Annotated in this window: 12 protein-coding genes; 4 read left to right on the forward strand and 8 right to left on the reverse strand. The window is 66.5% G+C overall.

The window, feature by feature from the left end; translation table 11 throughout:
* Window positions 1-56 precede the first annotated feature (56 nt).
* The 4 genes from AC0B44_RS19220 to AC0B44_RS19235 all read right to left on the reverse strand — a co-directional run bounded on the left by AC0B44_RS19220 (window position 57) and on the right by AC0B44_RS19235 (window position 4,085).
* Window positions 57-812 (reverse strand): ABC transporter permease, encoded by a 756-nt coding sequence (locus tag AC0B44_RS19220; RefSeq protein WP_471904392.1) that lies wholly within the window; start codon window positions 810-812, stop codon window positions 57-59.
* A complete protein-coding gene (locus AC0B44_RS19225; protein ID WP_169619271.1) occupies window positions 809-1,717 on the reverse strand; it encodes an ABC transporter ATP-binding protein in 909 nt (302 codons plus the stop codon). The genes AC0B44_RS19220 and AC0B44_RS19225 overlap by 4 nt, the downstream gene beginning before the upstream one ends.
* Window positions 1,718-1,797: 80 nt before the next feature.
* Window positions 1,798-2,658 (reverse strand): SDR family oxidoreductase, encoded by an 861-nt coding sequence (locus AC0B44_RS19230; RefSeq protein WP_378528972.1) that lies wholly within the window; start codon window positions 2,656-2,658, stop codon window positions 1,798-1,800.
* Window positions 2,659-2,744: 86 nt separating this feature from the next.
* On the reverse strand, window positions 2,745-4,085 hold the full coding sequence (locus AC0B44_RS19235; protein WP_471904393.1) for a wax ester/triacylglycerol synthase domain-containing protein: 1,341 nt from the start codon (window positions 4,083-4,085) through the stop codon (window positions 2,745-2,747).
* A 33-nt stretch (window positions 4,086-4,118) separates the two neighbouring features.
* On the opposite strand from AC0B44_RS19235, the gene AC0B44_RS19240 reads away from it, so the two are divergent.
* Window positions 4,119-6,131, forward strand: a complete 2,013-nt coding sequence (locus tag AC0B44_RS19240) for a prolyl oligopeptidase family serine peptidase (RefSeq protein ID WP_471904394.1) — start codon at window positions 4,119-4,121, stop codon at window positions 6,129-6,131.
* On the opposite strand, the gene AC0B44_RS19245 is transcribed toward AC0B44_RS19240, so the two are convergent.
* Together AC0B44_RS19245 and AC0B44_RS19250 are read right to left on the reverse strand one after the other, a co-directional pair.
* Window positions 6,128-6,985: an alpha/beta hydrolase family protein gene (locus tag AC0B44_RS19245; protein ID WP_471904395.1), complete on the reverse strand. Its 858-nt coding sequence runs from the start codon at window positions 6,983-6,985 to the stop codon at window positions 6,128-6,130. The genes AC0B44_RS19240 and AC0B44_RS19245 overlap by 4 nt on opposite strands.
* 9 nt (window positions 6,986-6,994) lie before the next feature.
* Entirely contained in the window at window positions 6,995-8,035 is a 1,041-nt protein-coding gene (locus AC0B44_RS19250; RefSeq protein WP_471904396.1) for a patatin-like phospholipase family protein, read from the reverse strand.
* 165 nt (window positions 8,036-8,200) lie between these two features.
* Here AC0B44_RS19250 and AC0B44_RS19255 point away from each other — a divergent pair, with 165 nt between their 5' ends.
* Complete coding sequence (locus AC0B44_RS19255) at window positions 8,201-8,521, forward strand: hypothetical protein (RefSeq protein WP_471904397.1); 321 nt, start codon at window positions 8,201-8,203, stop codon at window positions 8,519-8,521.
* A 23-nt stretch (window positions 8,522-8,544) separates the two neighbouring features.
* On the opposite strand, the gene AC0B44_RS19260 is transcribed toward AC0B44_RS19255, so the two are convergent.
* A complete protein-coding gene (locus AC0B44_RS19260) occupies window positions 8,545-9,393 on the reverse strand; it encodes an NADPH-dependent oxidoreductase (RefSeq protein WP_471904398.1) in 849 nt (282 codons plus the stop codon).
* A gap of 170 nt (window positions 9,394-9,563) precedes the next feature.
* Between AC0B44_RS19260 and AC0B44_RS19265 the strand changes: the two genes are divergently transcribed.
* Complete coding sequence (locus AC0B44_RS19265) at window positions 9,564-9,767, forward strand: PspC domain-containing protein (protein WP_471904399.1); 204 nt, start codon at window positions 9,564-9,566, stop codon at window positions 9,765-9,767.
* Here the strand turns inward: AC0B44_RS19265 and AC0B44_RS19270 are convergent.
* Window positions 9,734-10,642 (reverse strand): LysR family transcriptional regulator, encoded by a 909-nt coding sequence (locus AC0B44_RS19270; RefSeq protein ID WP_471904400.1) that lies wholly within the window; start codon window positions 10,640-10,642, stop codon window positions 9,734-9,736. The genes AC0B44_RS19265 and AC0B44_RS19270 overlap by 34 nt on opposite strands.
* Window positions 10,643-10,726: 84 nt before the next feature.
* Between AC0B44_RS19270 and AC0B44_RS19275 the strand changes: the two genes are divergently transcribed.
* Complete coding sequence (locus AC0B44_RS19275; RefSeq protein ID WP_471904401.1) at window positions 10,727-11,716, forward strand: bile acid:sodium symporter family protein; 990 nt, start codon at window positions 10,727-10,729, stop codon at window positions 11,714-11,716.
* The last annotated feature ends 511 nt before the right edge of the window (window positions 11,717-12,227 follow it).

Genomic DNA, 12,227 nt, shown 5'->3' on the forward strand with positions numbered 1-12,227 from the left:
TCGTCGTTGCCAACGGAATGTCACTGCCGACCGGTGTCACTGCCGCGGACCGATCTCTACTGCCAGCGAAACCAGCGTGCCGCTGCGGCCGTCAATGCCACCGCCCACAACGCCACCACCATCAGGCCACCCACACTGGGCCACTCCCCTCGGGCCGCCTGGTCGAGGATCTGCGAGGCCGCACCGAAGGGCGTCACCTCGACGATCCGCTGCAGCAGATCCGGCATGGTCTGGACCGGGAGCCACACCCCGGCACAGAACATCATCGGAAAGAAGACGATGGTGCCGATCGTCTGCGCGATCCGTGTGGTCCCCGAGACGGCGGCAATCGCAGCGCCCATGCTCAGCGCCGCCGCAAGCGTGAGGAGCACCGCCAGCGCGTAGCCCCACGGCTGCTCCGGGAATGCCACTCCGAACACACCACGGCCGACGAGCAGGGCGAGCACGACCGACCCGGCCACGGCCACGGCGTGAACCACGATCTGCGCCAGCAGAAGTGTCACCGGCCGGGCCGGGGTCACCGACAGCCGGCGCAGGATTCCGCGTTCGCGGTACGACGACAGCACAGCAGGCATCGTCTGGATACCCGCGACGATCATCGACAGCAACACCACGCTCGGAACGTAGAGATCGATCACCCGGCGTCCCCCGAGACTCGCGTCCGCCTCCCGGAAGGCAGGGATGAGGCCGAGAATCGTCAGCAGGACGACAGGGAACGCGAGGATCCAGAACATCGCGCCGGGTTCGCGGACGAACAGGCGCGCTTCGGTGCGCACTACCGCGGTCACAGGATTCGTATCGGTCGTCGTCATGGCCGTTTCTCCGGGGTCGTGATATCGAGGAATGCGTCGTCGAGCGTGGCTTCCGTGATGCGGAGCCGTCGAGCGGAGATGCCGTCGCGGGCGAGGAGCGCGAGCACCGCATCGACCGAGTCGTCGTTGCCTTCCACGACCAGCCGGTCGTGGTCGTGACGCACTGCCAGGACTCCGGGCAATGCCGTCAGGGCGTCCGGATCGAGCGGAGCCGACGGGCGGAACGAGACGACGACCGCTGTCGAGGTGCGGGCGATGAGTTCCGAGGGCGTGCCCAGCGCCTTGATCCTGCCGGTATCGAATACCGCGACCCGGTCGCACAACCGCTGCGCCTCTTCCATGAAATGGGTGACCAGCAGCACCGTGACCCCCGAGTCCCGGATCTCTTCGATCAGCGACCATGTCTCGCGGCGGCCACGCGGATCCAAGCCCGTGGTGAGTTCGTCCAGCACTACCACCCGCGGCGATCCGATCAGCGCGAGCGCGATGAAGAGGCGCTGTTGCTGTCCCCCCGACAACTTCGCGAACCGGGTGTCGAGCACGTGCTCGAGGCCGAGCCGTTCGGCCAGCGCCGTCCCGTCCGCGGGACGCGGGTAGAACGATGCGTAGAGGTCGAGAGCCTCCTGCACGGTCAGCTTCGGCTGGAGTTCGCTCTGCTGTAGCTGAGCCCCGAGCAGTTCCGTCAGCACGCGGCGGTCGGCGACCGGGTCGAGCCCGGCGACGCGTACGGTCCCTTCGTCCGGTGCCCGCAAGCCGGAAACGCATTCGGCCGTGGTGGTCTTCCCAGCCCCGTTGGAGCCGAGAATTCCGAATATCTCTCCTTCTCGGACATCGAAACTCACGCCGTCGACGGCGGCGCGGTCGCCGTACCGTTTGTACAGGCCTTTCACTTCTACGATGGGCATGGTCCGAGCTTGCCCGGCGGGGGCGGGCCGCCACATCGCCCGACGGTCTCAGACGGCATCAACCGATCGGGGGATGCGGGTCAGTCGCCCGAGGTGCCGGGTCTGCGAGCGAAAGAGCGCATCCGGCGCAGGTATCCGGGTATCGACCGGAACGGCACGCGAACCGGCCAGTCGTCGGGCCGGAAGTATGCCTCGGTGCCACCGTCGACAACCACCACGCTGCCGGCCATGAAGTCGGCGGCCGGGGACACCATGAACTCGACCCACTGCGCGATCTGTTCGGCGTCGCCGAATCCGCCGAGCGGAACAGGGAAGCTCTCGACCGCCCTCTTCAACGGACTGTCGAGTTGTGCGTCGAGCAGTGGTGTGGAGATGGCACCCGGCGCGAGCACGTTGAGGCGGATGCCGGAGCCCGCCCATTCCGGCGTCACCGCTGTGCGGCGAACCCAGCGTGTCACCGCGATCTTGGACGCTGCGTAGGTGAACGGCGGCCCCGATTTGGCGATCCTGGTGGCCCGCGCGACGCCCTTGTCCATGTCGCCCGCGAGAAACGCCTTCACCGCAGAATTCGGTACGCCCGGCGTGGTCGTCGTGGAGTTGGAGCCGAAGACCACCACCTTGCTGTTTCCGGCAGCGGCGAGTGCCGGGCGCCAGCCCACGAGCAGATCGATCACGCCTCGCACGTTGACCTGGGCGATGAGCGGTTCCCTGCCGGGAGTGGGGCCGAGGCCGGCGGCGAGAACCGCACCGTCGAGCGTGGCTCCGGCCCGGTCGAGGGTGCCGCGGATGGCGTCGGACCGCCCCTGCGGAGTCGAGAGGTCGGCCACCACATCGGCGTCCCGGATGTCCACACCGATCACGGTGTGGCCTGCGGCGCGCAGTCTTTCCGCGCTCGCCCTGCCCATACCCGACGCTGATCCCGTTACTACGTATACGCCCATAACCGTGCTGCCCCCGCCTCGCCGATTCGATTGCTCCCCGCACGGTACATGCGTGGCGTCGAGGCAGCGGAAGGATTTCCACTGGGTCACCCGGGGTGCGCGAGTGTCGCGCCGACCTCTTCGACGGCTTCCCGCAACATCTGCTCGTACACGTCGAGATCCGGAACCGCCCCGCTACCGGCCGCCACGCCGATGGTGACGGTGTCTCCGAGTCCGTATACGCCGTGGGTCAACGCCATCGCGGGAGACAGCCCAGGGAATCCCGCGCTGAACACCGCAGGTCCACCGGCGAGTACGAGATCGGCGGGGCCGCGGAAGACGCTCGACACCACGGTGTTTCCCGTGACGGTGGCGGGAAGGTCGGTCATCGGGAATCGGACGATCCCGAACCGCAACAACGGGGCCGGAACGTGCTCGGTTGCCGCGTCGCGTCCAGCCTGCAGTGGATGGGTCACCCTGGCACGACGTTCCGCCAGGTCGACCGCGATCCGGGCCGCGCGGAGGCGCAGGTCCGGTTCCGTGACGAACAGTTCGACGCCGGCGTTGCGGTAGTTGTTGCGCGCCGGTCCGGCAGCACCGACCGCGATGGTGACCTCTGCGCCGAGCCGGTCGGGAACGTCCTCACCACGTGCTTCGAGGAACCTGGTCAGCGCCACCGACACCGCTGTCAGTGCCACCGTGGTGACGGTGTGCCCACCACTGCGGAAGGGATCGGCCGGGCACACCACCATGCGCACCGACCGCTCGGCGCCCGGATCGATGTCGAGACCTGTGAGTGGCCGCCCGTCGGCCGGCGGCGGAATCTCACCCGCTTCGGTGGCCGCGTCGAGCGCGCGTGCGGCTGCGGCGGCCCGCCGTCCCGCCGAGAACGTCCGCACGACTCGGGCGGGAAACTCGGCGAGTGCACGCGCCAGCATCACCGGCGCGGACGGTGCCGAACCGGGTTGCGCCGACACCGGTGGCTCGTCGGCTCCGAACAGCGCCCTGGTCAGTTCGGTTGCTCGGCGGCCGTCCGCGAAGGCGTGGGAGACCTGCCAGACGACCACGAGCGCCGCGCCCTCGCAGCCCGGCGCGTCGCGCACCCGGGAGAACACGTGCAGACGCCACGGGCGCTTCCGCGCGTCGAGCGAGGTCGCGACGAGCGCACCCAGTTCGCTCTGCAGATCGGTCCACGACACACCGTCCGGCCGGTGTTCGACGACCAGGTCCTCACCGAAACTTCTCGGTGCCCAATACGGATAGTCCAGATGTCCGGGTACATCCCGGACGTGAGAGAGCAGTTCCCCCATCCGCTCGGCGCGCCGGCGCACCGTTTCCCGCACCGCCGCCACGCCCCCTTCGGAAGCGAAGCAGTACAGCAGGAACTGGTCGTTGGGCATCCGCTCGGAGAGCCAGTACATCTGCGCGTCCGCGGGGGTGAGCTGCACCCCGGCAGCGTAATGCCGGGTAGAAATGAGGTCATGAGCGACACCACGACCGATCCCTATCTCTGGCTCGAGGACGTCACGGGCGACAAGCAACTCGACTGGGTCCGTGCCCACAACGAGCGCACGGTCGATGCCTACACCAGCAGTGACGGTTTTTCCGCACTCGAAAGCAGGATCCGCGAAGTTCTCGACACCGACGCCCGGATTCCCTATGCACGGCGGCGAGGCGAGTACCTCTACAACTACTGGCGGGACGCCACCCACGTACGCGGACTGTGGCGTCGCACCACGATGGACCAGTACGTACGCGACAACCCCGAGTGGGACGTTCTCGTCGACCTCGATGCCGTGGCCGAGGAGGAAGGCGAGAACTGGGTGTGGGCGGGCGCCCAGGTGCTGCGCCCCGACCAGACGCGCGCGCTCATCAGCCTGTCGCGCGGCGGTGCCGACGCGACCGTGGTCCGCGAATTCGACCTCGCCACTCGCCGGTTCGTCTCCGGTCCGGAGAGCTTCGAAGTGCCGGAGGCGAAGACCGACATCGGCTGGATCGACGCCGACACCGTCTATGTGGGAACGGATTTCGGCGACGGCTCGCTCACCGATTCCGGATATCCCCGCATCGCTGCGCGTTGGCGGCGCGGGACCCCGCTCGCAGAAGCGGAGACGGTGTTCGAGGGTGAGGCCGGCGATGTCGCCGTATCCGCCTGGTACGACGACACACCCGGGTACGAGCGCAGTTTCGTGGACCGTGCGCTCGACTTCTACCGGGCCCGGCGCTTCGAGTTGATGCCGGACGGTGAACTCGTGGAACTCGAAGTGCCCCAGGACGCGCGGGTGAGCGTGTACCGCGACCACCTGCTGATCCGGACCCGCTCCGAATGGCTCGGCCATCCTGCCGGCGCGTTGCTCGCCGCGGACTACCCCGCGTTCCTGGCGGGTTCGCGAGATTTGACGGTGTTGTTCACCCCCGACGACCACACGTCGCTCGAGCAGTACGCGTGGACACAGAATCACCTGCTCGTGGTCACGTTGCGCGACGTACAGACACAGATGCGGGTTCTGACTCCCGGCGCCGACGGCTGGACGGACGAGGGATTGTCCGGGGTTCCGGAAGCGACGTCCACGTCGATCATCGATGTGGACCCGCTCACGGGAGACGACTTCTTTCTCAACTCGAGCGGTTTCACCATCCCGGCGACACTCCTGTCCGGCACGGTGGGCGGACGGATCGAGCCCATCAAGGCCGCACCGTCCTTCTTCGACACCGCGGGTATTTCGGTCGTGCAGCATTTCGCGACGTCCGACGACGGCACCCAGGTGCCGTATTTCGTGGTGGGAAGCAACACGACGAGTCCGTCGCCCACCCTGCTGTACGGCTACGGCGGATTCGAGAACTCGATGGTGCCCGCCTACAGCGGCGGCATCGGCCGCGCGTGGCTCGAGAAGGGCTACACGTACGTGATCGCCAACATCCGCGGCGGCGGTGAGTACGGTCCTGCGTGGCACACCCAGGCGTTGAAGGAGAACCGGCACAAGGTTTTCGAGGACTTCGCCGCCGTTGCGAAAGACCTTGTGGCACGGGGCATCACCACGGCGGAGCAGCTCGGCGCACAGGGAGGTAGCAACGGCGGACTTCTCATGGGTGTGATGCTCACCCGGTATCCGCAGTTGTTCGGCGCGATCGTGTGCCAGGTGCCGTTGCTCGACATGAAGCGATACCACCTGCTTCTCGCGGGGGCGTCCTGGATGGCGGAATACGGCGACCCCGACAAGGCCGACGAGTGGGAGTTCCTCGGCAAGTATTCGCCGTATCAGAACACCGACCCGAACGCGACGTATCCGCCGATCCTCGTCACCACCTCCACCCGCGACGATCGCGTGCATCCCGGTCATGCCCGAAAGATGGTCGCGCGCCTGGAGGAGCAGGGCCACGAGGTCTGGTACTACGAGAACATCGAAGGTGGGCACGGCGGCGCTGCCGACAACGCGCAGGCGGCGTTCAAGTCGGCGCTGACTTTCACGTTCCTCGCGGACAAGCTGGGCTAGCGGTCGCGTAGCCATTCGGCGACCTTCGCCACCGTCTCGGCGTTGTCGCGGATCCACCCGTTGTGACCGAGACGCCGCGGGTTGTGCCACGTCGTGATGTCGGCCGCGGGCAGCTTGCCGAGCAGGTGCGCGGCCGACTCGACGGGGGTCAGGTCGTCACCGTCGATCGTGATCGACAGGACCGGCAGAGTCAGGCGGGCCAGTCGCTGCTCGTAGTCGATGTCCGCACCGGCCGGCTCGAAGCGTCCTCCGCGTGCGAGCCGGGCCCAGTCGGAGATCAGCACGCGCGACTGCCTGCCGAAGCCCGCCACGTCGATCCGGTCGCCGGGCCAGAATCCCGCGACGCTCGACGTCAGGGACATTGCCGCCGACCCCAGCAGAAGTCCGGGACGGCGGGCACCCCGGTAGTGCCGGTAGTACGGCGTGCCCGCGGCGACGAGGATCAGGCCGCCGAGCCGGCCGCGGATCCGTGACGCGTAGAGGACACCGAGCTGACCGCCCATCGAATGCCCGAGTAGGTAGGGCGTCGAATCGGGGAATCGCTCCCGCACCACCTCGAACACGGCGGGCAGATGCACCGCGACGATCTCGTGGTAACCGTAGGTGCTCTCCGGTCCCGGCCGGGGCCGACTGTCTCCTTGCCCCGCCAATTCGCAGATCGCGGCATCGAATCCGTATCCGGTCAGCGCCTCGGCGAACGATTCGTAGTATCCGGCGGGTACGCCCAGCCCCGGCAGGATGACGACCACTGCGCGTGACGAGTCGCGACGGGCTTCGTGCTCGTGGTCGGGGCCCGCGAACAACCGCACCGGGGTCGTGGTGCCGTCGGGTAGCTGGATCGGTACGGTCTGCACCGGCTCAGACTAGGCCGATCCCGGCTCGTCGTTCGCCGGTTCGGCCCGGACCTCCCGTGCGCCGGGGCCCGGGATGCCGGCATCGTCGAGGGCCGCTGCGGTGAGCGCTCTTCCCAGCGCGATCATGTCGGCGGCCCTGTGGAAATCGAGACTCCGGCACGCGCTCCGCGGGACCTCGACGAACACGTCCGGCGGATAGGCAGCCAGCTGGAATCTCGACAGGGCCGACTGCATGATGTCGAGCGATCGGTTCATCACCGCAACGCGTCCGAATTTCGGCGTATGCAGGTCGTCGGTGCCGGTATCCGTCTCGTCGACCGTCTTGTCCACGAACGAATCGTCGTTGTCGGCACCGCTCGCCGAGAACCGGTTGACCACCGATCGCACGATGTCGGTTTCGAGCACCGAGGCAGCGCTACGACGGAAACGTCCCATCCATTCCTCGGCAGGCCGCGGTTCCGAACTCGCGTTCTCGGGTGAGCGCGACCGACCGCCCTCTTCTCCGGCGAGACTGACGCCGATCGTGAGATCCGCGTGCATTCCGACGGTCGGGGCGATCGGCAACGGCGACAGCGTACCTCCGTCGGTGAGAACCCTGCCGTTGAGCACCACCGGAGTGATGACACCGGGAATCGCGATGGACGCCCGGATGGCTGCGTCCACGGGACCTCGCTGGAACCACACCGCGCGTCCCGCCGCGAGATCGGTGGCAACGGCCGTGAACGGAATCGGCAGATCCTCGATCGCGACTTCACCGAGTATGTCGCGCATCTTCGTCAGGATCCGTTCGGCGTGGATGGCGCCGGGAGCCGACACCGAGATGTCGAGCAGACGTACGACATCCATCTGGGACAGGCTCAGCGCCCACTGTGTGTACGGGTCGAGTTTGCCGGCCGCGTACACACCTCCGACAAGCGCACCCATCGAAGCGCCTGCGACACCCACGATTTCGAGACCGCGTTCCTCGATCACCTGGATCGCACCGATGTGCGCATACCCCCTGGCGCCACCGCTCCCCAGTGCAAGCGCCACTCGCGTTCGTCCCGCCATGGATCCGATCGTACGCAGACCGACCCGAATCACACCCCGGATTCCGCTCCACCCCGAGGTCGAAGCTCAGGGTCGAAATGGGGGATGTGCCCGGATGTGGCCGGGTGCATGTCCGGTGCACGATCGACGTGTTCGCTTCGCAGACCATCCAGCATCGGAGAATTCATGCGCACCAAAGTCATCGCGGCGTTGTTTGCCGGAACCGCCGCCGTCGCCCTCGGAACAGGAACTGCTGCAGCACAATCCGCACCCGTCGTGGTAGGAATGAGCCAGCAGTCCGCAGTGGAGTTCCTCACCGAACGCGGTGTTCCGTTCACGATCACCAACCGATCGGGAAACCTGTCGGGATACTGCGCCGTCACCGCACAGCGCGACAAGGGCTATCGGACCGAGGTCGATTTCGACTACGACCACAAGAACAAGACGTACGAGCGAAGCGAGACCGAGGTGTGGCGCGGAATCGGACTCACCGTGGTCTGCCGGTGATCCGGCCGTCGCCCGCCCGGGTGTCAGTCGAGATCGAAACCTCTCTGCAGCAATTCTTTTCGAAGTAGCTCCCTGCTCCCCAAGGCGCCCGGAGACGCGAACCGGCCCAGGACCCGCGCGATCCAGCTGTCCGACAGTCCCTGGAGCCGGTAGAACTCCGCGATCTCGTCCTCGTAGGCCGCCACTCCCGCGTCCTGTCCCGCGGAGCTGTACTGCTCGCGATGCAGCACGACATCCTGTCCGAGCCGGGGCTTGACCTCCGGCGTCTGCGCCGGATCCGGATGGCCCACCACCAGCCCGACCACGGCGAAACTGTGGTCGGGCAAGGCCAGTTCGGCGCCAAGCTCCGCCGGATGATTGCGAAGCGCACCGATGTACACCGTGCCGAGACCGAGCGATTCGGCGGCGAGCACCGCGTTCTGAGCGGCCAGAGTCGCATCGACGATCCCGAGTACGGCCGACTCGACGTACCCGACGTTGACGAGCGTCTCACCACGCCGCGTCGCAATCCCGGCTGCCCGCGCCAGATCGGCCACCCACACCAGCAACAGCGGTGCGTTCCGCACCGCGTCCTGGTTGCCGGCCAGTTCCGCGATACGGTCGAGCCGATCGCGGTCGGTCACTGCGATCACGCTCCACAACTGCAGGTTACTCGAGCTGGCGGCCGACGAGGCTGCTGCGACGATCACGCGGAGATGGTCTTCGGACACCTTCTCGGGCAGGAACTTCCGCACGGACCGGTGTGCGAGCTGTACGGCCAGGACCTCGTTCCACAACGCGGGGTCGATGCGTGCGCCCACCCGCGCTGCCTCGTCTGCGCCGTACCGGAGTTGCAGAGCAGCGAGGCCGGCGTCGGTCGCGGTGTCCGTCATGAAAGAAGGCTCCTTGTCGAAGAATGTCTCGGGCACAGTCTGTGCCCGGCAGCCCGGCAGCGCGATACTTCGCCTCGAGCTGATTTCAGCATCGCACTTGCCGTATCGGAGAAAGATCAGGGTGGAGATCCGGGTACAGCCCTGATGTGCGAACGATCCACGATCGACTCATGACATTCGAGAACAACACACCCCCACGCCCGTTCGTCCGTTCGTCCACGCAGCGCATCCTCGGTGGTGTCTGCGGAGGCCTCGCCGAGTACTTCGAAGTGGACGTCAATCTCGTCCGCACGATCACCGTGCTCACCCCTTTCGTCACCGGCGGTACCGCGATACTGGTCTACCTCGCTCTGTGGATGCTGCTCCCCGAATGAGACTCGCCCTCGCGGACCTCGCGCACCAACCGGTCCGCGTTGGCGAGGATCGCCGCTCTCAGCGCACTCTCCGGCTCGCTGAGCACGCTGCGCCGCGCGACGAGAACGAATTCGAGGTGGCCGGCGTCCGGTAATCGGCGGGTTCCGGACCGCACCGGGACGAGACCCGCCGGCGGGAGCCGACTCGCGTGCAGTACGACGCCCAAACCCGCCAGCGCCGCCGCCCGTAGGCCGATGAGACTGTCCGCGACGCACGTGACCCGCGCCCCGTACCCGCAGCGCTGGAGCACGTCGAGTGCGATCCCGCGGGTCAGCGACGGGTGCGGATAGGTGACGAGCGGAATCGGACCCTCCGGGTCCGGTACGAACCCGGGCGCACCGAGGAACTCGAGCCTGTCGCTGAAGATCAGCTCACCGTGCCGCTCCCCCGGCCGGCGTTTCCCGAACATGAGGTCGAGTTCGCCGTTGTCGAGGCTTCGATGCAGGTTCTCGCTGAGTCCGACGGTGAGTTCGAAGTCCACCCGGGGATGCCCCCGCCGGAACTCGGCCAGGATCGCGGGCAATTCGTGGAGTACCAGGTCGTCGGACGCACCGAACCGCACGCGCCCGCTCACGGTGGATTCGGTGAAGTAGTGCTGGGCCGCGCCGTGGCGGTCGAGGATCTCACGGGCGAAGCCGAGCATCGCACTGCCGTCGGCAGTCGGTTCGACGGTGTGGGTGTCGCGCACGAACAATCGGCGGCCCGCCGCCGCCTCGAGTTTCGCGACGTGCTGACTCACCGTGGACTGGCGCAGGCCCAGGCGTCGCGCGGCCGCGGTGAAACTGCGTTCCCTCTCGACGGCCAGAAAGCTTCGTAGATGAACGGGATCGAACACTTCCGCATTCAATCACAATCTGTGATTACAGTGATCGGGGTAATCGGCTTCTCGAATCGAGGCGCAGTGGCCTAGCGTCGAGCCATGCTGGCGAAGATACCGTTGCTCAACCGACTCGACCCGTTCCTCGTTGGGATCCTCGCGACGGTTGCCGTCGCGGCGGTCCTGCCGGCGCACGGCGTCGGACTCGATGTCTTCACCTGGGCGTCGAAGATCGCCATCGGACTGCTGTTCTTCCTCTACGGTGCACGCCTGTCGACCGCCGAGGCCGTCGCGGGGCTGCGACACTGGCGGCTACACGCAACCATCCTCGCGACCACCTTCGTGATCTTCCCGCTCCTGGGTCTGGCCGCAAAGGTCTTCGTGCCCTGGCTGCTCAGCGATCCGCTCTATCTGGGTGTGCTGTACCTGTGCCTGTTGCCTTCGACGGTGCAGTCGTCGATCGCGCTCGTGTCGGTCGCACGGGGCAACATCCCCGGTGCGGTCGTCTCTGCCTCCGCATCCAGTCTGCTCGGTATCCTCCTCACCCCGGCCCTCGTGGCGGTCACCATGAGTACGCAAGGAGTGACCTTCAGTTCGGGCGCGGTGCTGGACATCGTGCTCATGCTTCTCGTGCCGTTCGTGGCGGGCCAGGTCGTGCGTCGCTGGATCGGTGGCTGGGTCACGGCACACGGCAAGCCCCTCAAGGTCGTCGACCGCGGTTCGATTCTGCTCGTCGTCTACGTGGCCTTCAGCCGCGGCATGAACGAGGGAATCTGGACTCAATTGTCCGTGCTGCGCCTGCTCGCACTCGTCGGGGTGTGCATACTCCTGCTGGCGATCGTGCTGGCTCTCACCTGGTTCGCGCCACCCAAGCTCGGATTCTCGTACGAAGACCGCACGGCGATCCTCTTCTGCGGTTCCACCAAATCGCTTGCGACCGGACTTCCGATGGCCACGGTCCTCTTCCCGGGCGAGCCGATCGGGTTGATCGTGCTTCCGCTCATGCTCTTTCATCAGATCCAGCTGCTCGTGTGCGCCGCCATCGCTGCCCGGCTTGCGAAACAAGCGCCCGAGCCGGCAATGCAAAGCTGATCGGCCCGGAGGGAAACCGTCGGTCCGGCGCAGACGAACGCGCCCACGAAACGGAAGAGGCCGTGAGTCCCGAACTTCGGAACTCACGGCCTCATAATCCACTCTCTACAGCGAGCCGGTCAGCAGCACCGGCGCGATCACCAGGATCAGTTCGACGAACTGGCTGATGGCTTCGAAACCACTCGAGATGCTACCCATTTTTCCTCCAGATTCCTGCCGGAGACCTCATGCCCCCGGGTGTCGGATACAGCGACGATCGGCGGTCAGGTACAACCAGTGATCGGTTACAGCGACGATCGGGTTATGCGGCGATCAGCTGATGAACTGCGCGGTCTGCAGGAGCAGCGAGAAGAAGAAGTTGATGATCTCGGTGATCGTTGTGCTACCCATGTGTCCTCCTGGAAATGATGAACAGATCAGTTGCGGCACAGTATATTTCAGATCCGAGCGCGTGCCTGGGCAAACCATACTGTCCGGTACTTAAAGCGTCAATGGTTTTCGAGGAGAAAGT

The sequence above is a fragment of the Rhodococcus sp. NPDC019050 genome, assembly GCF_055664235.1.